A 22424-nucleotide genomic window follows, 5' to 3' on the forward strand; every position below is an offset into this window, starting at 1 on the left:
TTGGGTTCCGGCAAGTTGTCAGAAAATGTAAATGAGAGGTATTATCATTTGCAACAGGTGCTGCGATAGCGCCGTTTCTTTCGATATCGCGGCAATTTCGTTCGATCGGGCGTCGGTCGCGCGGCACCCGCCCGGTCCGGCCGGACAATCGGCCGGTTGCCGCCGGCGCGCGCCGGTCCGCGCGTGCCGCCCAACCAACGGACCTCCGATGAGATCGACCTCCTTCGCTTCGTCACGACGTCACCCGCCGGTGCTCGTGCCCGGCAATCATCCGGGTGTGGTGCACATCGACGCGGGCATGAAACTCATGAGCGGCACGCTGTGCTCGGATAGCCGCGACTGGTACGAGGAGCCGCTCGAAAAAGGGCTGAAGCTCGTCCTCGTGCAGAGCGGGCAGTTGCGCTGCCGCGTGCCGGGCCAGCCCGAGCAATGCATCAAGGGGCCGGGCCTGTGCGTGATCGCCAACGACGGCGAATTCACGACGCACCAGATCTACGACCGCGACGTACCGCTGCGCTACACGATCGTGCAGCTCGGCCTCGATGCGCTCGACCGCAACCTGAGCCTGCTGCCGGAGAAGATGCTCGCGCCGACGGGCGGCGATCCGCGCATCGTCAGTTGCCCGGCGTCGAAGGCGCTGCAGGCGCTCGCCGTGCAGATCGCCACGTGCCCGTTCGAGGGCGCGGTGCGCGAGTACTACCTGAAGGCGAAGGCGTTCGAGCTGACCGCGCTGAGCGCGCAGTTGCTGGCCACGCAGCGGCAGCACGCGCCGGCCGACGTGCGGGTCACGTCGTCGGATGTCGAGCGCGTGTATGCGGCGAGCGACATCCTGACGCGCGAGCTTCAGCATCCGCCGACGCTCGACGCGCTCGCGAGCCGCGTCGGGATGAATTCGCGCAAGCTGACGGCCGGCTTCCGCAAGGTGTTCGGCACGAGCGTGTACGCGTATCTGCAGGAATACCGGCTGCGGACCGCGCACGCGATGCTGTGCGCGGAGGATGCGAACGTGTCGACCGTCGCGTACCGCGTCGGCTACAGCCCCGCGCATTTTTCGATCGCGTTCCGCAAGCGCTACGGCATTTCGCCGAGCGATATCCGCGTGTCGTCGAACGCGATCGACAACGAGGAACTGGCGGGCGCGGCGATCTAAAACAACTGACCGGCCGCCTAAAGGAATCGACCGGGCTCATGGGCGTTAATGAGATAGATTCTCATTCACAGGTGGCCGCCGCCGCGCGGAACCGCCGTCGAACGACCCATACAAGGCGTGCCCATGAGCCAGACCGTTGTCGATTCCACTACCGACCATTCCGATCCTTCCTGTTGTTCTCCCACTGAATTTCGCGCGCGGCTCGTTGCGCTGATCGCCGAGCTGCTCGACGAATCCGTCGACGAGATCGCTTCACTCGACGATGACGAGGACCTGCTGAGCTGCGGCCTCGATTCGATCCGGCTGATGTATCTGCAGACCCGCGTGAACCGGCTCGGCCATGCGCTGACGTTCGATGTGCTCGCGCGCACGCCGACGCTCGGCGCGTGGACCACGCTGCTCGCGAATGCGCCGCGTATCGCGCGCACGGAAGCCGTCGTTGCTGCCGAAGCGGTCGACGTGCATGCGCCGTTCGAGTTGTCCGCGGTGCAGCAGGCGTACTGGCTCGGCCGCGGCGACGGCGAGGTGCTCGGCAACGTGAGCTGCCACGCGTTTCTCGAATTCCGCAGCCGCGCGATCGATCCCGTTCGTCTCGACACGGCATGCCGGCGCGTGCGCGAGCGTCATCCGATGCTGCGCGCACGTTTCGACGGCGGCTGTCAGCAGATCCTGGCCGAATCGGACGCGCCGGTGTTCGCGCACGCGGACTGGCGCGACCGGACGGCGGACGATGCGGAAACCGAATGGGCGTCGCTGCGCGCGTTCCGCTCGCACGAATGTCTCGACGTCGAGCACGCGCAGGTGTTCATGATGGGGCTCGTGCAGATGCCCGGCGGCGAGGATCGCGTGTGGCTCAGCGTCGACCTGCTCGCGGCCGACGTGGACAGCGTGCGGCTGCTGATGCAGGAGATCGGCGTCGCGTATGCCGAGCCGTTGGCGCTGCCGGCTGCGCCGTCGACGTGGTTCCCGGCCTGGCTCGCGCGTCGCGCGGCCGAGACGCGCGATGCGCGGGCCGCGGCGCGTGACGCCTGGCAGGCACGGCTTGCGACGTTGCCGGAAGGGCCGGCGCTGCCGCTCGCCCGCGCGCCGGAAACGATCCGCGCGCCGCGTTTCAGCCGCGTGGCGCACACGCTGAGCACGGATGAGTTGACGCGTCTGCAGGCGCGCGCCGCGCAGCATGGCGTCACGCTGTCGTCGGTGTTCGGCGCGGCGTTCGCGGCCGTGCTCGCGCGCTGGAGCGGCCGGCACGCATTCCTGCTCAACGTGCCGCTGTTCGACCGGCACGGCGATGCGCCCGATCTGGGCCGCGTGATCGCCGATTTCACAACGCTGCTGCTCGTCGAATGCGATGTGCGCGCCGACGCGAGCGCGGCCGACGCGGTGCGCGCGTTCCAGCAGCGGCTGCACGGTGCGATCGCGCAGGCCGCGTATCCGGCGCTCGACGTGCTGCGCGATGCGCGTCGGCAGGGCACGCCGCGCGCGGCGCCGGTCGTGTTCTCGTGCAATCTCGGTGACGAACCGTTCGTGCCCGATGCGTTCGCGCAGGTGTTCGGCGATCTGCACGACATGATTTCGCAGACGCCGCAGGTATGGCTCGACCATCAGCTCTATCGCGTGCCGGGTGGTGCGCTGCTCGCGTGGGACAGCGTCGACGGGCTGTTCCCGGACGGAATGATCGACGCGATGTTCGGCGCGTATGTCGCGTTCGTGCAGGCGCTGTGCGATCGCGACTGGCGGCTGCCGATCGCGGTCGAGCTGCCGTCCGCGCAGCGACGCGTGCGCGATACGCTCAATGCGTTGCCGGCTCCCGGCCGCGCGCGCACGCTGCATCACGATTTCTTCGCGCTGGCCGCACGCGAGCCGGCCGCCGTGGCGTTGCGATGCGGCGATCGCGCGGTGACGCGCGGCGAACTGGCCGCGCAGGCGCTTGCGATCGCGGGCGGCTTGCGCGCGGCCGGGATCGGGCACGGCGATGCCGTCGAGATCAGTTTGCCGCGCGGGCCCGAGCAGGTCGCGGCGGTATTCGGCGTGCTGGCGGCCGGCGCATGCTACGTGCCGCTCGACATCGCGCAGCCGGTCGCGCGCAAGGCGCTGATCGAGCGTGCGGCGGGCGTGAAGGCGGTGATCGACGACATCGCGTGCGCGGGCGGGCCGCTGCCGCATGTCGGCATTGCCGCGCTGCTGCGGCATGCGCCGCTGGCCGCGCCGCTCGAGGTCGCGCCGCAGGCGACCGCTTACGTGATCTACACGTCTGGTTCGACGGGCGTGCCGAAGGGCGTCGAGATGACCCACGCGGCGGCGATCAACACGATCGATGCGATCGATGCGCTGCTCGGCGTGCGCGCGGACGACCGGTTGCTGGCGGTGTCGGCGCTCGATTTCGATCTGTCGGTGTACGACCTGTTCGGCGCGCTGGGCGCCGGTGCGCAACTCGTGCTGCCGACGCAGGACGAAGCGCGCGATGCGGCGCGCTGGATCGAACTGATCGCGCAGCATCGTGTGACGCTGTGGAACTCGGCGCCCGCGCTGCTGGAAATGGCGCTGGCCGTGCCGGCGGCGAGCGGCGCGTGCCGCAGCGTGCGTGCGGCGCTGCTGTCCGGCGACTGGATCGCGCTCGACCTGCCGGCGCGCCTGCGCGAGCGCTGCGGCGATGCCTGTGCGTTTCACGCGCTCGGCGGCGCGACCGAGGCCGGCATCTGGTCGAACGTGCAGGCGGTGCGCGACGTGCCGCCGCATTGGCGTTCGATTCCGTACGGCCGGCCGTTGCCGGGGCAGGCGTATCGCGTCGTCGATGGCGACGGCCGTGATGTGCCCGATTACGTGCCGGGCGAATTGCTGATCGGGGGCGACAGTCTCGCGCGCGGCTACCGGAACGATCCCGAACTGACCGCGCAGCGTTTCGTGCAGCACGCGTCCGGCCGCTGGTATCGCACCGGCGATCGCGGCCGCTACTGGCCGGACGGGACGCTCGAATTCCTCGGGCGCGAGGATCGGCAGGTGAAGGTGCGCGGGCACCGGATCGAGCTCGGCGAGATCGAGGCGGCGCTGGCCGCGCATCCGCTGATCGACGGCGCGTGTGCGAGTGTCGTCCACGGCGAGGCCGCGCGCATCGTCGCGGCGTTCGTGCCGGGAGATCGCGCAGCAGCGGACACCGCGCCATCCTTGCTCGCGGCCGCCGACATGGCCGACACGATGCCGGCGGAAGCGGCTGTCGCGCGCGCCGTTGCCGGGCGGCTGCTCGACGGTGACGCGGGCTTGCCGCCGGCGCTGCTCGCGCACTGGCCCGCAAAGGGTGACGCATCGATCCAGATCGACGACGCGCTCGGTCATCTCGACTGGCAGGCGACCGATCTCGACGATCTGACGGCCGCGCTGCGCGCGCTCGCCGCCGACCCGGATACCGCCGCACAGCGCGTGCCGCTGGACCCGTGCGTGGCGCCGCTCGCGTTTGCGACACGTTTGCCGGACGGCGTTCGTGCGCTGCGCGAATTCGCCGCCGCGCTGGACGCGCAGGCCGCGGCACACACAGGTGTGCTGCGCGTCGCGGTGCTCGATGCCCGCGCGGGCCAGGCGCTCGATGCGGGGCTCGGCGTGCTAGACGATCCGCGCTTCGACGTGACGCTGTTCGACGTGTCGCCGGGCCTGCTGCACAACGCGCAGGCACGCTTCACGCGAACGCTGCCCGCGTTGCAGACGATGCAGGACGGCTTGCTGCCCGCACGTCATCTCGGCGCATTCGATTGCGTGATCAGTTTCGCGGCGGCCCACCTGCGCGACGATCCGCGCGACACCTTCCGGATCGCGGCCGCGCTGCTTGCGCGGGACGGCCGCCTGCTGCTCGCCGACGTGCTGCGCGACTCGCCGCTGCGCGAACTCGTCGCGAGCGTCGCGGGCGATGCATCGCTGCCGCGGCCGTTCGCGCACGATGCGCTGGCGGCGGCCGCCCATGCGTGCGGCTTTGCGCTCGATGCGCGCAGCTGGCGCTCGGCGGCATTCGCCTGCATCGATGCGCGCCGGGTCGGCGAGCCGATCGAACAGACGGCGCTCGCGGACTGGTTGCGCGACCGGTTGCCCGACGCGATGCGTCCCGATGCGCTGTGGTGCGTGCCGCGCTGGCCGCTCAACGCGAACGGCAAGATCGATCGCCGGGCGGTCGGGGATGCACTCGCGCGCGCACTCGGCGACGCACCGGCCGCGCACGACGCGTTCGTGCCGGCCGGCGAACGGCACGCGATATTGCTGGCCTGTTGGGAGCAGGCGCTCGGCCGCGCGGCGAACGCGCGTGACGCGACGTTCTTCGCGCTCGGCGGCGACAGCCTGCTCGCGACCCGCCTGCTCGCGCAATTGCGCGAGCGGCTCGGCGTGCGGATCGGGATGGCCGCGTTCTACCGGCAGCCGACGCTCGCCGGTCTCGCGGCGCAGCTCGACGAACTGACGCCGGCGGCGCCCGCCGACGGCGATGCGTCGGTCGCGACGATCGAGGAGGGCGTGCTGTGAACTTCGACGACGTGCTCGATCTCTGCCGCGAACGCCAGATCGAACTGTGGTGCGACGACGGCGGCCAGTTGCGCTATCGCGCGCCGGCCGGCGCGCTCGATGCGGATCTCGCCGCGCGCATCAAGGCCGAACGCGACGCGTTCGTCCGTTTCCTTCAGGGCGGAGCATGGCGCAGCGATCCGGCGCACCAGTACGAACGGTTCGCGCTGACGCCGGTGCAGGCCGCGTATGTGCTCGGTCGCCACGAATCGTTCGAGTTCGGCGGCAGCGCGTGCCATCTGTACGTCGAATACGATGAACCGAAGGATCTCGACTGCGTGCGCTTCGAAGCCGCGTGGAATGCGTGCGTCGCGCGCCATCCGATGCTGCGCGCGATCGTCGAGGACAACGCCTGGCAACGCGTGCTGCCCGACGTGCCGTGGCAGCCGCTCACCGTGCACGACCTGCGCGAGGCCGACGCGAACGCATTCGACGCCCACCTGAACCGCGTGCGCGAGCGCCTCGACCATGCGGTGCATGCGCTCGACCGCTGGCCGGTGCTGCAGCCGGAAGTGAGTCTCGGCCCGGATGGCGCGGTGCTGCACCTGTCCGTGGATTTCACGCTGATCGACTACGCGAGCCTGCAATTGCTGCTCGCCGAATGGCGGCGCCGTTACGACGATCCGCAATGGCAGCCCACGCCGCTCGATGCGACGTTTCGCGATTATGTGCTGCATGAAGCGCAGGCGGGCATGCGAGCCGACCATGCGCGCGACAAGGCGTGGTGGCTCAGTCGACTCGACGACCTGCCCGCGCGTCCCGATCTGCCGGTGGTGCCCGCGAGGCGCGCCGACGGGCCGCCGCGCTTCACGCACCGGCATGCGCGGCTCGATCGCGCGCAATGGGCCGCGCTGAGCGGCCACGCGAGCCGTTTCGGATTGAGCGCGGCGAGCGTGGCGCTGGCCGCGTTCGCCGAGGTGGTCGGCCGCTGGAGCCAGGCGCCGGCGTTCTGCCTGAACCTGACGGTATTGAACCGTCCGCCCGTGCATCCGTGCATCGATGCGGTGCTCGGCGATTTCACCGCGCTGAGCCTGCTGGCCGTCGACGCGACGCACGGGCGCGATTTCGTCGAGCGTGCCCGCACGATCGGCGCGCGGATGTTCGACGATCTCGATCATCGCGCCTTCACCGGCGTCGACGCGATGCGCGAACTCGCGCGGCGGCACGGCAAGGACGCGGCGCTGATGCCGGTGGTGTTCACGAGCGGGATCGGCAGCGTGGGGCGCCTGCTCGGCGAGCACGCGACGCGCGCCGAACCGCCGCGCACCATGATCAGCCAGACGCCGCAGGTGTGGCTCGACTGCCAGGTGACCGACCAGTTCGGCGGGCTGGAAATCGGCTGGGACGTGCGCGACGACCTGTTTCCGGACGGCATGCCGGCCGCGATGTTCGACGCGTATGTCGCGCTGCTGGGCCGGCTGGCCGACGATGCCGAATGGTGGTCGCGTGAGGGAGATATCGTGCTGCCGTCCGCGGCGCCCGTCGCCGACGCGCATCCGGATGCCGATACGCATATCGCGGCCGGTTTCGCCGCGCAGGCGTTGCGCACGCCCGATGCGCCGGTCGTGATCGACGCGCTGGGTGCGCGCACGTACCGCGAGGTCGCGCAACAGGCGGCGGCGCTGCGTACCGCGCTCGAACAGGCCGGCGTCGGCGTGGGCGATACCGTCGCGGTGCTGATGCCGAAGTGCGCGCATCAGCTCGCGGCCGTGCTCGCGATCGTCCAGGCCGGTGCCGCGTACGTCCCGGTCGACAGCCGTCAGCCGGCGCTGCGGCAACAGGCCATTCTCCGCAATGCGCGAGTGCGTGCGGTCGTCAGCGTGCAGGCGCTCGCATTCGAACACGAAGGTTGCGTGCGCATCGATATCGATGCGTTGTCGAGCGATCCGCAATGGCCGCCGCGCGCCGCGTGCGACATCGCCCCCGATGCGTTGGCTTACGTGATCTACACATCGGGTTCCACCGGCGAGCCGAAGGGCGTGATGCTGAGCCATGCGGCGGTGTGCAACACGCTTGCCGACATCAGCGCGCGCCATGCGGTCGGCGCGGGCGACGTGGTGCTGGGGCTGGCCGAACTGAGCTTCGACCTGTCCGTCTACGACTTTTTCGGCGCGACCGCGCGCGGCGCGTGCATCGTGCTGCCCGATCCGGCGCGCGGCAACGATCCGTCGCACTGGGCCGAACTGATGGCGCGCCATCGCGTGACGTTGTGGAACTCGGTGCCCGCCCAGGGGCAGATGCTGATCGACTATCTCGAAGGCGAACCGGCGCTCGACGTGCCGGGCCCGCGCCGCGTGCTGTGGTCGGGCGACTGGATTCCGGTGACGCTGCCGGCCCGCTGGTGGCGGCGCTGGCCCGATAGCGCGCTGTTCAGCCTCGGGGGCGCGACCGAAGCGTCGATCTGGTCGATCGAGCATCCGATCCGTCCGGAAGACACGCAGCTCGCGAGCATTCCGTACGGCCGCGCGCTGACCGGGCAGACGATGGAGGTACTCGATGCACTCGGCCGGCCGTGCCCGCCGGGTGTGCGCGGCGAAATCCATATCGGTGGCGTCGGGCTCGCGACGGGCTACGCGAACGATCCGGTGCGGACGGCCGAACGGTTCATCCGTCATGCGGACGGGCGCAGGCTTTACCGCACCGGCGATCTCGGGCGCGTGCGCGCCGACGGCTCGCTCGAATTCCTCGGGCGGCAGGACGATCAGGTGAAGATCCGCGGCTACCGGATCGAGCTGGCCGAGATCGATGCGGCGCTGACCGCGCATCCGCTCGTCGGCGCGGCGGCCACGATCGTGCTCGGAGAAGGCGCGGAGCGTCGGCTCGCGAGCTTCGTGTCGCTGCAGAGTGCGGAAGCGCCTGCGTCGGCGCGGGACGACGCGCTGGATGACCTGGCGACGCAGGTGCGCACGGCATTCGACACCGCACGCTGGCCCGAACAGGCAGACGTGGTGCGTTCGGTCGCGCGGCTCGAAACGGCGTGCGTGGCGTCGCTCGCCGCATGGATCGTGCCGGCCGGCGGTTTGACGACCGATGCTTCGACCGGTTTCGCGACCTTGTGCGAGCGGCTGCGTGTGCCGGCGGCACGACGCCATTTGCTGCGCCACTGGCTCGCGATGCTCGTCGCGCACGGCGTGCTGGAGGCGGATGCCGAAGACGGCTGGCGCATGCGTCCGGGCGCGAGCCTGGCCGACGCGCATGCGTGCTGGGACGCATTCGCGCAGTACGCGTCGCCCGCGCTGTGGCCGGCCGTGCTCGTCGACTACTTCCGCGCGAGCGCCGGATGCCTCGGCGCGCAAATCGACGGCAGCGTATCGCCGGCCGGCCTGATGTTCCCGGAAGGGGCCTCGCATATCGCCGAAGCGATGTACAGCGACGGCGAACATGCCCGCGCGCTGCATCGCGGGATGGCGCAGGCCGTGTGCGCCGTCGTCGCGCGCGAACCGCAGCGCGCGTGGCGCATCCTCGAAATCGGCGCGGGCACGGCCGCCGCGACGCGTGCGATCGTCGAGGCGCTCGCGCCGCTGGTCGAAGCCGGCACGCACATCGATTACCTGTTCAGCGACGTGTCGAGCTACTTCCTCGCGGCCGCGCGCGAGCGTTTCGCCGCGTATCCGTGGATGCGCTTCGTGCGCTTCGACATGAACGCGCCGTGCGACGCGCAGGGCATTGCGCCGCATTCGGTCGACCTGACGATCAGCTCCGGCGCGCTGAACAATGCGCGCGATACGGTCGCGCTGATCGCCGGCTTGCGCGCGCTGTCGGCGCCTGACGCGTGGTGGGTGATCCAGGAACTGACGGCCGAGCATCCGGAAATCAGCATCAGTCAGGGGCTGATGATGGAGACGCCGGACGACGCGCGTGCCGCATCGGCGCGGTTGTTCGTGCCGCACGCGCAGTGGCTCGAATGGCTGCAGGCGGAAGCGGGCGATCGTGCGCTCGGTTGTGTCGCGCCCGACACGCCGCTCGCCGCGCTCGGCTACGACATCCTGCTGGCTCACGTGAAGCGCGGCGCCGCGCGTATCGCGCCGGATACGCTGCTGTCGTTCGTGGCCGAGCGCGTGCCGAACTACATGGTGCCGTCGCAACTGCGCGCGCTCGAACGTCTGCCGGTGACCGCGAACGGCAAGATCGACCGCCGCACGCTGGCCGGCATCGCCGATATCCGCGAACCGGCGCCGGCCGTGGTGCGAGCGGTGCCCGCACCGGCAGCCGATCCGCTGCTCGCGCGACTGATCGGCTTGTGGGAAACCGTGCTCGATACGCGCAACGTGTCGCCGCATCAGGACTTCTTCGCCACGGGCGGCGATTCGCTGCTGATCGCGCAGCTCGTGTCGCGGCTGCGCGGCGAGGAACCGCTCGCGCATGCGCATCCGTTCGACCGGCTGCTGCGCTGGGTGCTCGCGCAGCCGACGCCCGCCGCGTTCGCGCAATGCCTGCGCGACGCGAGCGAGCAGCCGGCGAGCGCGACGCCGTCTGCGGCGCCTGCTGCATCGCGCACGCTGCCTGCATCGGCCGTCATCCATGCGCCGGCGCCGCGCGTGCGCCCCGGCGTGCGGCCGATTCCGCTCGCGCCGGGTGACGGCGCGCCGCGCGTGATCGTGCACGAAGGGCTCGGCACCGTGCACGCGTATCGTCCGGTACTGCCCGCGCTGGCGCGGCTCGGCCCGGTGCTCGGCTTCGCGGTGCGCGACGCGCAGGACTATCTCGACCTGCCGGTGCGCCACCTGAACGCGACGCTGGGCCGGCGTTACGCGGATGCGCTGTGGCGCAGCGGCGTGCGCGAGGTCGACGTGCTCGGCTACTGCTCGGGCGGGCTGGTCGCGCTGGAGATGGCGAAGTCGCTGGTGCAGCTCGGCGTCGCGGTGCGCACGCTCGACATCGTGTCGAGCTACCGGATTCCGTACCTGATCGAGGACGAACGGCTCGTGCTGTTCAACTTCGCGGCGACGCTCGGGCTGCCGCTCGATGCGCTCGGCTTTCCGGAAACGTACGTGCTGGCCGACGCGCTGGCCGACGCATTGAAGGCCGACCCTACGCGGCTCGCGCCCGGCAGCCTGCAGGCGCAGCTCGAGATCTTCGGCGATCGTTGCGAGCCGCTCGACGTGCTGCGCCGCCGCGTCTTGCGCGCGGCGGCCGGCCTGTCGCTGCAGGACGCGCTCGCGCATCCGCTGCTCGACGAGCGCGAGCGGCTCTACCGGCTCTTCATGCATTCGGTGCAGGCGTCCCACTGGGCCGGCGATGCGCCGTATGCGGGCGCGCTGCGGCTGTTCGTGCCGGAGCGCTGCAATCCGCTGATTCCGCAGCAGCGCGCGGCGCTCACCGATTACTGGACGGCGCAGGCGCTCGGCGGTATCACGGCCGTCGATATCCCCGGCGGTCATTTCGACTGCCTGAACGCCGCGTTCGTCGATACGCGCCTGAAGGAGGCACGATGAAGGTCCATCCGCTGCCGGTCGTCGTGGCCGGTTCCCGTTTCGGTCAGTTCTATGCGGCGGGCCTCGCGGCGTCCGGTTCGTATCACGTCGCCGGCATCCTCGGGCAAGGCAGTGCGCGCACGGCCGCATTGGCCGCACGCGTCGGTGCGCCGGTGTTCGATCGCGTCGACGCGCTGCCGGACGACGTGCGCATCGCGTGCGTCGCCGTCGGCGGCGCGGCGCGCGGCGCGCAAGGCGCCGCGCTCGCGTGCCGGCTGCTCGAACGCGGGATCGACGTCGTGATCGAGCATCCGCTGCTGCCCGACGAATGGGCCAGCGTGCTGCGCACCGCGTCGCGCCACGGCCGCCGCTGCCTGCTCAACAGCTTCTATCCGAACCTGCCGGTCGTCGCGCGCTTCATCGCGGTCGCACGGCGGCTGCGCGAGACGAGCGCGCCGGTGCATGCGGATGTCGTGTGCTCGGTGCAGGCGAGCTACGCGGCGCTCGACGTGCTCGCGGCCGCGTTGCAGGGCGTCGGGCCGTGGTCGGTCGAACCGATCGGGCCGGCGCTGTCGTCGATGCGCGAATGCGCGATGGTGCTTGCCGAAACGCCGGTGTCGCTGCGCGTGCACAACGAGATGGCGGCGGCCGACGACGGCCGGATGAGCCTGCTGTTCGGCATCACGCTGACGACCGACGCCGGCACGTGGACGCTCGCGTCGCCGCACGGCCCACTGTGGTGGGCGCCCGCGCTGCGCGAGCCGGCGCTGGACGACGACGGCCTGTTCCCGATCTTCGGCGAGGCGGCCGGCGACGACATGCCGAGCATCCAGATCTGCGACGACGCACAGGACACCTGGGGCGAGATTCACGCGCGCTGCTGGCCGCAGGCGGCCGTGCGCGCGGTCGACCGGCTCGTGTCCGGCGAAGGGCTGCACGCGTGCAACCAGCGCAGCATCGACGTGGCGCGCGTCTGGCAGCAGTTGACCGCGCAACTCGGTTTTCCGGCGCAGCCGCCGGGCGACGCGCGCGCCGCGACGCTCGGCATGCTGCTGGAGCGTGCCGCATGAAGGGGCCGTTGCTTTCGATGTTGCGACCGTTCGCGGTGCCGCTCGTCGCGGCGGTGGCGTTGCAGGCGCTGGCCGGCGTCGCGTCGCTCGTGCCGTGGCTCGCGCTCGCGCATCTCGCCGACGCATGGCGCGTCGCGCCACAGCTCGACGCGGCGGCGCGCGGCTGGCTCGTCGCCGCCGTGGCGGCCGGCGCATTTTGGCTGGGCGGCCAGACGGTCGCACTGCACCTGACGCACCGCGTCGACGCCGATCTCGGCGACCGTCTGCGCAAGCGCCTCGCCGATCATCTGCAACGTTTGCCGCTCGGCTGGTTCGCACGCGCGGGCAGCGACCGCGTCGCGCGCCACGTCGATCAGGACGTGCGCGCGCTGCATCAGCTCGTCGCGCATGCGCCGGCCGATCTCACGCAGCTCGTCGTCGTGCCATGCGCGGCGCTCGCGTGCCTGCTTTATCTGAATCCCGCACTGCTCGCGTTCGCGCTCGCGCCGCTCGTCGCCGGTGCGGCGCTGTTCCGCTGGATGCGCTCGGCACGCTTCGCGCCGGCCTTCGCCGCACGCAACGCGGCGCTCGAACGGCTGATGGGCGACTATGCGCAGCTCGCGCAGAACCCGGCGCTGGTGCGGCAGTATCCGGGCGCCGGCATCGAGGCGGCCGCGCTGGCGTCGGCCGGACATTTCTCGCACGCGTTCGCGGCATGGGTCGGCCGCATCGGCGGTCTCGGCGCGTGTACGCAGGTGCTGCTCGGCACGCCGTTCCTGCTCGCGTGGGTCGTGTTCGGCGCGACGTGGCTGACGGCCGGGCAGTTGCCGGTCGGCACGCTGTGCGCGTTCGCGTTGCTGATCTGGGCGGTCGCGGCGCCGGTGCGTGCGCTCGGTCATGGCGCCGATGCGTTGCGCGACGCGCGCGCGGCCGCCGCGCGGCTCGATGCGTTGCTCGTGCAACCGGGCCTGCAGGAACCCGCCGACGGCGCGGCACAGGCGCCGCGCGACGCGTCGATCGAACTGCGCGGCGTGCAGGTCGACATCGACGGCGAGCCGATCCTGCGCGACCTCGACGCGACGATTGCGGCCGGCACGACCACCGCGATCGTCGGGCCGTCGGGCGCGGGCAAGAGCACGCTGCTGATGCTGCTCGCGCGCTTCATGGACCCGGATCGCGGCACGGTGCGGCTCGGCGGCGCCGATCTGCGGCTGCTCACGTCGGACACGCGCCGCGCACAGGTCGCGATGGTGTTCCAGCAGGCCACCGCGCTCGACGATGTGTCGATTGCCGCCAACATCGCGCTGTCCCGGCCCGATGCCGATCGCGACGCGATTCGCGCCGCCGCGCGTGCGGCCTGTCTCGACGAGCGCATCGACGCATTGCCGGACGGCTACGACTGCGTGTGCGGGCGCGACGTGCGGCTGTCCGGCGGCGAACTGCAGCGATTGTCGATCGCGCGTGCGCTGCTGTCGCGCGCGCCGCTGCTGCTGCTCGACGAACCGGCGTCGGCGCTCGATCCGCAAACCGGACGCGCGTTGCGCAACGCGCTGCGCGCCGACATGCGTACCCGTGTGATCGTCAGCCACGATCTCGACGCGATCCGGCACGCGGACCAGATCCTCGTGATGGAACGTGGCCGCATCGTCGAGCGCGGTACGCACGCGGCGCTGCTGGCCGCGCACGGGCTGTATGCGCGGCTCTGGCGCGAACGCGGCGCCGCAGGCGGGGAGGCCGCATGATGACGACATCGCTCAAACGTTTGCAGTGCCTGCCGCGCGACACGCGCCGCGCGCTGTGGCGCGGGCTGGGCTGGGCGGTGGCCGCCGCGTTGCTCGACGGCGCGTGCGGGCTGCTGCTCGTGCCGCTGATCCGCGCCTGGTTCGCCGGTGCGCAGGCAGCCGCGCTGCACTGGACGGCCGTGCTCGGCGCGCTGACGCTGTGCCACGCGCTCGTGCTGTACGTCGCGCAACGTCGAGGCTATCGCGCGGGCGGCGCGCTGGCCGTCGGCCTCGTCGAACGCCTCGTGCACCACCTGCCGCGCATCGCGTCGTGGCAGACCGTGCGCGACAGTCATCCGGCCGGGTTGCTGCGCGGGCCGGTGATGCAGGCGATGGGAATTCCCGCGCACCTGCTCGGGCCGTTGATCGGCGCGGTCGTCACGCCGCTCGCGGTCGTCGCGGGGCTCGCGTGGATCGACTGGCGCATCGCGCTGTGCCTCGCGGCGGCGGCCGTGCTGCTGTTCGCGCTGCTGGAGCGCGGCGGCGCCCGCACGCTTGCGTTCGAACAGGCGCGCGCCGCGGGCGATCGCGACATGGCCGTGCAGCTTCAGACCTTCGCCGCGCATCAGGGGCTGCTGCGCTTCGCGGGCCGGGACGGCGACGCACGCGCGGTGCTGCAGCGCGCGTTCGACGAACAGCATCGCCGCACGCGGGCGCTGATGCGGCGCTCGCTGCCGATCGAGCTCGGCTTCGCCGGTGCGGTGCAGGGCGTGTTCGTCGCGATGCTGATCGGTGGCGCGTGGGCCGTCGCGGCCGGCCGGCTCGACGCGGCGACGGCCGTCGCGGTGCTGGTGCTGCTCGTGCGCTTCATCGAGCCGCTCGCGCAGCTCACGCAGCTCGACCAGGCGCTGCGCGGCGGCTGGCGCGCGCTCGATACGGTGCTCGCGGTGCTGCATGCGCCACGTTTCGACAGCCCCGAGCGCGGCACGCCGGTACACGACGCGAGCGTCGACGCGCTGCAGGTCGGCTACCGGTCGGCCGGCGGCGCGACGTTGCTCGACGGGATCGACCTGCATTGTCCGGCGGGCGGCTTCGTCGCGATCGTCGGCCCGACGGGGGCGGGCAAGAGCACGCTGCTCGGCCTGCTCGCGCGGCTCGACGATCCGTGCGCCGGGCGCGTGCTGCTCGGCCGCGCCGACGTGCGGCACCTGAGCGAGGCGACGCTCGCCGCGACGCGCAACCTCGTGTTCCAGGACAACGGGCTGTTTCGCGGCAGCCTCGCGTGGAACGTGCGGATGGGGCGGCCCGACGCGACCGATGCCGAGCTGCGCGCCGCGCTGGATGCGGTCGGCCTGCTGCGCGACGCCGAGCGACTGCCGGACGGCCTCGACACCGACGTGGGGCCGGGCGGCCAGTTGCTGTCGGGCGGGCAGCGCCAGCGGGCGTGCCTGGCGCGTGCGCTGCTCGCGCGGGCGCCGGTGCTGATGTTCGACGAGCCGACCGCGAGCCTCGACGAGCTGAGCGCGCGACGCGTGCGCGACAGTCTCGTCGCGCTGCGGGGGCAGCGTACGCGCATCGTCGTCACGCACCAGCCGGCGCTCGCGGCGGCCGCCGACACGATCGTCGTGCTCGACGCGGGCCGCGTGCGGGCGACCGGCACGCATGCGCAACTGATCGCGACCGATGCGTGGTACGCGACGTTCGCCCGTGCGGGGCGGCCCGACGGGGCGCCACCCGCCGGCGCGGACGCCGAAACCCGCCCGGCCGAATCCGAGCAGTGACGTGAACAATGCGGGCCGCCGTGCCCGGAATCGATAGGAAAAGCCCCTCGATCGAAAAATTGCCTCCCGGTTCTAATTGATAATGAGAATGATTATCAAATACGGGGGCGTGAATGCGGTACGAGGTACGGGAACCTGAGAGATCGATGATGCAGGGCGCACGCGTCGCCCGTTTCGGGCGCTGGCGTCCGTCGCTGTACCTCGGCCTGCTGATCGCCGCGCATCCGGCGGCGGCGTTCGCCGATGCGGCGCCGGCGGCCGGCGCGGAAGTCCGCCAGGACGAAGCGGCCGCCGCGCAGCCTGCCGGGAGCGAGTTGAAGGCGATTGCGGTGAATGCGTCGCGCGGCGTCGCCGACGATCCGTCCGTGGCGACGGTCGGCAAGATGCCGCTCGCGTTGCGCGAGATTCCGCAGTCGATCAGCGTGACGACGCGCGAGCGGATCGACCAGCAGAACCTGTTCTCGCTCGACGAGGTGATGCAGCAGTCGGCCGGCGTGACCGTCCAGCCATACGTGCTGCTCACCACCGCGTACTTCGTGCGCGGCTTCAAGGTCGATTCGTTCGAATTCGACGGCGTGCCGGTCGTGATCGGCGACATGGCGAGCGCGCCGCAGGACATCTCGGTGTACGAACGCGTCGAAATCCTGCGCGGCGCGAACGGGCTGCTGCACGGCTCGGGCAATCCGGCCGCGACCGTCAACCTCGTGCGCAAGCGCCCGCAATACCAGTTCTCCGCGCATGCGACCGCCAGCGTCGGCAGCTGGGACCGCTATCGCGCGGAAGCCGACATCGGCGGCCCGCTCAATGCCGCCGGCACCGTGCGCAGCCGGCTCGTGGCCGCGTACGAGGATCGCCACTTCTTCTACGACCACGCGAAGCAGGACACGCGTTCGATCTACAGCGTCACGGAAGTCGACGTGACGCGCGACACGCTGCTCACGTTCGGCGCGCAGTACCAGACCACGACATCGGTGCCCGACATGTCCGGCGTGCCGATGGCGCGCGACGGGTCGAGCCTCGGCCTGTCGCGCTCGACGTTCCTCGACACCGCGTGGGGCCGCTTCAACTGGGACACGACGCGCGCGTTCGCATCGGTCGAGCAGAAGCTCGGCGCCGGCTGGAAAGCGAAGGTCAGCGGCGAATACCAGAGCGTGCGCTCGGACCTGAAGTACGCGGGTTCGTTCGGCGCGATCGATCCGGCGACGGGCGCCGGCGGCCGGCTGACCGGCGCCGCGTACCAGTTCAGCAGCTACAGCCGCAGCGTCGATGCGAACGTGCAGGGCCCCGTGCATGCGTTCGGGCTCACGCACGACCTGCTGTTCGGCGTCACCTACGCGAACAGCAGCAGCGGGCAGATGACGGCGCCGCTGCTCGGCGACGTGGCCGGCACGCCGGTGAACGTGTATCGCTGGAACCCGAGCAGCGTGCCCGAGCCCGGCATCGGGCCGTACCAGCAGTCGCAGCAGAACGACGTTTCGCAGAAGGGCGTCTACGGGCTGGGCCGCATCAAGCTTGCGGAGCCGCTGACGCTCGTGCTCGGCGGCCGGATGAGCTGGTGGAACCAGGACAGCCTCGGCGCGCACTACAACACCGGCCACCAGTTCACGCCGTACGGCGGGCTGATCTGGGATTTCGCGCGCGACTGGTCGTGGTACGCGAGCTATGCGGAAGTGTTCCAGCCGCAGACCAAGTCGATGTGGGGCGGCGGCATCCTGACGCCGGTGAAGGGCCGCACCTACGAAACGGGCGTGAAGGGCGAACTGGCGGGCGGCAAGCTCGACGTGTCGCTCGCGGCATTCCGCATCGATCTCGACAACAACCCGCAGGTCGACCTCGCGCATCCGTGCGCGGGGCCGAGCTGCTACTACGTGAACGGCGGCAGCGTGCGCAGCCAGGGCTTCGAGTTCGAGGCGAACGGCCGCATCACGCCGTGGTGGAGCGTGTGGGCGAGCTACACGTACGACACGATGCGTTATGCGGACAACCTCGCGAACGCGGGCACGTTCGCGCCGCTGCTGAATCCGCGCCACCTGTTCCGGCTGTGGACCAACTACGACCTGCCGTGGCAGGAGCGGCGCTGGAGCATCGGCGGCGGCGTGCAGGTGCAGAGCAGCTACTCGGCGCAGGCGAACGGCGTCACGATGAGCCAGGGCGGCTACGCGCTCGCGAGCGTGCGGCTCGGCTACCGCTACGACAAGCACTGGAGCGCCGCGCTCAACGTCAACAACCTGTTCGACCGCACCTACTACCAGAGCCTGAGCCAGCCGGGCTGGAACAACCGTTACGGGGAACCGCGCAACGTGATGCTGACCGTGCGCGGGCAATTCTGATGGCGTCCGGCTGGGGTGCGCGGGTGGCGATCGCGATCGGCGGCGTGCTGCCGGGTGCGGTCGCGCTCGCGCTCACGCTGGTCCGTCATTACCCCGACGACGGCCTGAACCGGCTCTATGCGGCCGTGTGGCTGACGCTCGCCGCGAGCGTCGCCGCGCTGCTGTGGGTGCTCGTCGCGCCGGGTTGGCGGCAGGCCGCGTGGCGCGCGGGTGCGTGGCTCGCGGTGCTCGTGCCGTGCGCGATGTTCTGGGGAGGGCGCTGACATGGATGCTTCGTCGCGTTCGCGCTGGCGCGCGCTGCATCGCGGCGCCGGCGCGCTGTTCGGCGTGGTGCTGTTCGTCGTGCTGTTCAGCGGCACCTGGAGTCTTGCGTTCGATTCGATGCAGGGCTGGTGGCGGCCGCCTGCGGTGGCCGTCGCACGACCGACGTTGCCGCTCGACGCGCTCGTCGCGCGCGCGGCGTCGCTCGGGGTGGCGTTGCGCGACGCGCGCATCGTGCTGCCGCGGCCGGACGATCCGGCCATCCGTTTCTGCGATGCGCGCCAGACGTGCACGCTCGCGCTCGATCCGGCGACCGGCGCGCCGCTGCCCGACGCCGCGCGGGCGACGTTGATCGTCACGCTGCACAAGACGCTGTTCGCCGGCTTCCCCGGGCGCATCTTCGTCAGCCTGTGGGGCATCGTGCTGCTCGTGCTCATCGTCGCGGGCGTGGTCGTGCATCGCAAGCGCTGGCCCGATGCGGCGCGCATCCGGCGCGGTCACGGCTTGCGCGTCGCGCTGTTCGACCTGCATGCGTGGATCGGCCTGTGGGGCACGCCGTGGCTCGTGCTGTTCGCGTTCACCGGCGCGCTGTCGGGGCTCGGCGCGCTCGGCACGGTGTCGCTCGCGGGCGTCGCGTATCCGGGGCAGCCGCAGCGTGCGTTCGCCGAGCTGCTGGGCGGGCCGCCGCCCGTCGAGGCCGGCGGCCCGTGGCGGCGTGCGCCCGATCTCGATGCGCTGTTGCGGCGCGACGCGGCGCGCAGGCCGGATTTCCGGCCCGAAGCCGTCGTGCTGCATCGCTGGGGCGACGTGAACGCACGCGTCGAGATTGCCGGCACGACCGCGGGCCTGCCGAGCACGGCCGTGTTCGAACGCCACCTGTACCGCGCGACGGACGGGCAATGGCTCGCCGATGCGACGTCGCGCGGCCGCGGCTTCTGGCTGCGCGCGTTCATCGCGGTGCAGCCGCTGCATTTCGCGCAATACGGCTGGGTCGGCGCGGCCGGTGGCGTGCTGCGCGTGCTGCATTTCCTGCTGGGGCTCGCCGCGTGTGCGTTGTGCGCAACGGGGCTGCATCTGTGGATCGAACGGCGGCGCGCGCAGCGCGATCGCTCGGCGGACGTGCTGGCCGCCACCGCGGTCGGCGTGTGCGGCGGGCTCGTGCTCGCGGGCGGTGCGTTGCTGTTCGCCGGGCGTGCACTGCCCGACGGCATGCACGTCGACCATGCGCTCGCGATGCTGTTCTGGGCCGTGTGGGGCGGCGCGATCGCGCTTGCGGCCTGTGTCGCGGATCGCGCGGCATGGCTGCGCGTGCTGATGCGTGCGGCCGGTGTCGCGTACGGGCTGGCCGGCGCGACCCATTGCGCGCTCGCGCTGCTGGGCGCGGGCCGACCCGTGTACTGGCCGATCGACGCGGCGCTCGTCGCCTTCGGCGCGTTGCTGCTGCGTGCGGCGCGCCGTCCGCGGCGCGACGCGATGCAGCCCGCGCGCGTGCCGGCCGGCGCCGAACCTTTTTAACCTCATGCAACTGGAGAATTCGATGCGCGACCTGCTCGAACATCGCCGCCTGGTCATCACGATCACGCTGCTTTACCTGTCACAGGGCATCCCGATCGGCATCGCGATGGACGCGATGCCGACGCTGCTGCGCCACGACGGCGCACCACTTCATGCGCTCGCGTTCCTGCCGCTCGTCGGGCTGCCGTGGGTCGTGAAATTCCTGTGGGCGCCTGTCGTCGACAACCGCTGGTCGCCCCGCATCGGCCGGCGGCGCAGCTGGATGCTGCCGATGCAGACGATCGTCGTGCTGTGCCTGGCCAGCCTCGCGCAGATCGGGATGACGGTCGCGACGGCGGGCTGGGCGGTCGGGCTGCTGGCCGTCGCGTCGCTCGCGAGCGCGACGCAGGACATCGCGAACGACGGGATGGCCGCCGAGCATTTCAGCGGCGACACGCTCGCGAGGATCAACGCGATCCAGATCGCGGGCGTGATGATCGGCTTCTTCGGCGGCGGCGCCGGCACGTTGACGCTGATCGGCCTGTTCGGCCAGCCAACCGCCTTTCTCGCGCTGGCCGCCGTCCCGCTCGCGAGCCTCGTCTGCGTGCTGTGGGTGTTGCCGCGCGACGCGGATCGCGCGCGCATCCGGCCTGATCACGATGCGAGCCTCGTGCGCTTCGCGAAGCGGCCGCGTTCGTGGTCGCTGCTGTCGCTCGCGCTGCTGTCGGCGATGACCGCCGTATCGGGCTTCGGCCTGTCGAAGCTGTTCCTCAACGACGCGGGCTGGTCGCTCGACGCGATCGGGAAGCTCGGAATGGCGGGCGGCGTCGTGACGGTCGTGCTCGGATGCGGCGGCGGCGCATGGCTCGTGCGGGCGCTCGGCCTGTGGCGGGCGTTCACGGCCGGCGTGAGCTGCGCGGGCGCGGCGGCGCTGCTGTGGTTCGCGCAGGCGAGCGGGTGGCTGCCGGTGTCGCCGGCGTGGGCGTGGCTGTGCACGGTGCTCGGCTCGCTGGCGACCGGCATCACGTCCGTGTCGATCATGACGGCCGGCATGCGTTTCGCGGGCGGCAGCGATCAGGCCGGCACCGACGTGACCGCCGTGCAGAGCACGCGCGATCTCGGCGAGCTGATCGCGTCGTCGACGATCCTGTCGCTGACCGCGAAGGTCGGTTATACGGGCGGGTTTCTCACCGGCGTCGCGCTCGCGGTGCTGGCGGCGCTGATCGCGATGAAGCTGCGGCGGCGCGAGGCGGCGTATGCGATGAAAGGGGACGATGCGCTGGTGTCGTGACGGCTGAGCGGCCGGCGCAGGTGCACGGCGCGGGCCGCACCGCGCCGTGCCGCGTCACGCATGGCTCAAGGGCGACTCAAGCACGACTCAAGCGCCGCGCGGCCAGCAATGCGATGACGAGCAGCACCGCGACGTACGCGGCGACGCTCGTCCACGCGCCGCGTTGCCAGAACGCGCCGCCGACCGAGCCGAGCACGCTCGACCCGACGTAGTAGGCCAGCAGATACAGCGAAGCCGCATGCCCCTTCGCGGCGCCCGCGAGCGCGCCGACCCAGCCGCTCGCGACCGAGTGGGCGACGAAGAAGCCGATCGTCACGAGCACGATGCCGACGACGATCGCGACGAGCGAGTGCGACAGCGTCAGCGCGAGGCCCGCCGCGAACACGACGATGCCGCTGACCAGCACCGGCGCCCGCCCGAGGCGATCGGCGAGCGCGCCGGCGCTCGATGACGACACCATCCCGAACAGGTATGCGCCGAAAATCAGCCCGCACGCGGTCGGGCTCAGGTTGAACGGCGCCGCCATGAGCCGGAACCCGGCGTAGTTGTAGATCGTCACGAACGCACCCATCACCAGGAAGCCGATCGCGAACACGAACGGCAGGCGCGCATGACGCAGTTGCGCGTGCCACAGCCGCAGGTGGTGACGCAGCGTCAGGTCGGTGCGCTTCACGAAGCGTCGCGAGGCCGGCAGCAGCATCACGAAAGCGATCGCCGCGAGCAGGTCGACGACGCCGATCGACAGCATCGCCGTGCGCCACGAGAAGTGTTCCTCGAGCGCGCTCATCCCGATCCGTCCGATCATGCCGCCGAACGCGGTCCCGCCGACATAGAGCCCCATCGAGAAGCCGAGCCCGTCGGCGGCGATTTCTTCCGCGAGATAGGCCATCGCCACGGCCGGCACGCCGCCCAGCGCGAAGCCTTCGAGCGCGCGCCAGACCAGCAGCAGGTGCCAGTTCGGCGACCACGCGGCGAGCAGGTTGAACAGCGCGGCCAGCGTCATCGACGCGAACATCAGCCCGCGCCGCCCGACCCGTTCGGACAGCGCGCCGGCGCACAGGATCGATACCGCGAGCATCCCGGTCGACAGCGACAGCGAGAGCGAACTCGACGCCGCGCCGACGTTGAACTCATGGGCGAACGCGGGCAGCAGCGGCTGCACGCAGTACAGCAGCGAGAAAGTGGAAAAGCCGGCGAGGAACAGCGCGAACGCGATGCGCTTGTACGCGGCCGAGCGCGGGGACACGCCGGCCGGCAGCGCATCGGGTGCGGCGTTCTGCGTGCCGGGCATGGAACGGGAAATCGAAGCGGAGGACATGAAGGCACTCGATGTGCGACGGAATACACGAATTCTTGCGCACGGCCATGTATATGTCCAATATATGAAATGAACCGAA

The 22424-nt window shown here is 71.1% G+C and carries 11 protein-coding genes; 10 read left to right on the forward strand and 1 reads right to left on the reverse strand.

Going from position 1 to position 22424, the window contains the following annotated elements:
* Positions 1-208 precede the first annotated feature (208 nt).
* The 10 genes from BLS50_RS28270 to BLS50_RS28315 all read left to right on the forward strand — a co-directional run bounded on the left by BLS50_RS28270 (position 209) and on the right by BLS50_RS28315 (position 21027).
* Positions 209-1150, forward strand: coding sequence for a helix-turn-helix transcriptional regulator (locus BLS50_RS28270; protein WP_011547171.1), 942 nt, complete (start codon positions 209-211; stop codon positions 1148-1150).
* 123 nt (positions 1151-1273) lie between these two features.
* Positions 1274-5647, forward strand: a complete 4374-nt coding sequence (locus BLS50_RS28275; protein WP_074805896.1) for a non-ribosomal peptide synthetase — start codon at positions 1274-1276, stop codon at positions 5645-5647.
* Positions 5644-11121, forward strand: a complete 5478-nt coding sequence (locus tag BLS50_RS28280) for a non-ribosomal peptide synthetase (protein WP_074805899.1) — start codon at positions 5644-5646, stop codon at positions 11119-11121. Before BLS50_RS28275 ends, BLS50_RS28280 begins: the two co-directional genes overlap by 4 nt.
* Positions 11118-12170: a Gfo/Idh/MocA family oxidoreductase gene (locus tag BLS50_RS28285; RefSeq protein ID WP_074805902.1), complete on the forward strand. Its 1053-nt coding sequence runs from the start codon at positions 11118-11120 to the stop codon at positions 12168-12170. The genes BLS50_RS28280 and BLS50_RS28285 overlap by 4 nt, the downstream gene beginning before the upstream one ends.
* Positions 12167-13891 carry an ABC transporter ATP-binding protein gene (locus BLS50_RS28290; RefSeq protein WP_074805904.1) on the forward strand — a complete coding sequence of 575 codons (1725 nt, stop codon included), beginning with the start codon at positions 12167-12169 and terminating at the stop codon, positions 13889-13891. Before BLS50_RS28285 ends, BLS50_RS28290 begins: the two co-directional genes overlap by 4 nt.
* Positions 13891-15651 (forward strand): ABC transporter ATP-binding protein, encoded by a 1761-nt coding sequence (locus BLS50_RS28295; protein WP_074806794.1) that lies wholly within the window; start codon positions 13891-13893, stop codon positions 15649-15651. The genes BLS50_RS28290 and BLS50_RS28295 overlap by 1 nt, the downstream gene beginning before the upstream one ends.
* 146 nt (positions 15652-15797) lie before the next feature.
* Positions 15798-17981: a TonB-dependent siderophore receptor gene (locus BLS50_RS28300; RefSeq protein WP_074805908.1), complete on the forward strand. Its 2184-nt coding sequence runs from the start codon at positions 15798-15800 to the stop codon at positions 17979-17981.
* Positions 17981-18244, forward strand: coding sequence for a hypothetical protein (locus BLS50_RS28305; RefSeq protein WP_074805911.1), 264 nt, complete (start codon positions 17981-17983; stop codon positions 18242-18244). The genes BLS50_RS28300 and BLS50_RS28305 overlap by 1 nt, the downstream gene beginning before the upstream one ends.
* A gap of 1 nt (position 18245) precedes the next feature.
* Positions 18246-19757, forward strand: a complete 1512-nt coding sequence (locus tag BLS50_RS28310) for a PepSY-associated TM helix domain-containing protein (RefSeq protein ID WP_074805913.1) — start codon at positions 18246-18248, stop codon at positions 19755-19757.
* A 22-nt stretch (positions 19758-19779) separates the two neighbouring features.
* On the forward strand, positions 19780-21027 hold the full coding sequence (locus BLS50_RS28315) for a RhtX/FptX family siderophore transporter (protein WP_074806797.1): 1248 nt from the start codon (positions 19780-19782) through the stop codon (positions 21025-21027).
* 76 nt (positions 21028-21103) lie between these two features.
* Here BLS50_RS28315 and BLS50_RS28320 read toward each other — a convergent pair whose 3' ends face one another.
* Entirely contained in the window at positions 21104-22345 is a 1242-nt protein-coding gene (locus BLS50_RS28320) for an MFS transporter (protein ID WP_027807286.1), read from the reverse strand.
* Positions 22346-22424: the final 79 nt, after the last annotated feature.

It is taken from the genome of Burkholderia orbicola (assembly GCF_900100915.1).
GTDB classification, from domain to species: Bacteria; Pseudomonadota; Gammaproteobacteria; order Burkholderiales; family Burkholderiaceae; genus Burkholderia; species Burkholderia orbicola.

Coding starts and splice junctions, on each gene's coding strand:
- BLS50_RS28270 (WP_011547171.1), top strand. CDS start 209: ATGAGATCGACCTCCTTCGCTTCGTCACGACGTCACCCGCCGGTGCTC.
- BLS50_RS28275 (WP_074805896.1), top strand. CDS start 1,274: ATGAGCCAGACCGTTGTCGATTCCACTACCGACCATTCCGATCCTTCC.
- BLS50_RS28285 (WP_074805902.1), top strand. CDS start 11,118: ATGAAGGTCCATCCGCTGCCGGTCGTCGTGGCCGGTTCCCGTTTCGGT.
- BLS50_RS28290 (WP_074805904.1), top strand. CDS start 12,167: ATGAAGGGGCCGTTGCTTTCGATGTTGCGACCGTTCGCGGTGCCGCTC.
- BLS50_RS28295 (WP_074806794.1), top strand. CDS start 13,891: ATGACGACATCGCTCAAACGTTTGCAGTGCCTGCCGCGCGACACGCGC.
- BLS50_RS28300 (WP_074805908.1), top strand. CDS start 15,798: ATGATGCAGGGCGCACGCGTCGCCCGTTTCGGGCGCTGGCGTCCGTCG.
- BLS50_RS28305 (WP_074805911.1), top strand. CDS start 17,981: ATGGCGTCCGGCTGGGGTGCGCGGGTGGCGATCGCGATCGGCGGCGTG.
- BLS50_RS28310 (WP_074805913.1), top strand. CDS start 18,246: ATGGATGCTTCGTCGCGTTCGCGCTGGCGCGCGCTGCATCGCGGCGCC.
- BLS50_RS28315 (WP_074806797.1), top strand. CDS start 19,780: ATGCGCGACCTGCTCGAACATCGCCGCCTGGTCATCACGATCACGCTG.
- BLS50_RS28320 (WP_027807286.1), bottom strand. CDS start 22,345: ATGTCCTCCGCTTCGATTTCCCGTTCCATGCCCGGCACGCAGAACGCC.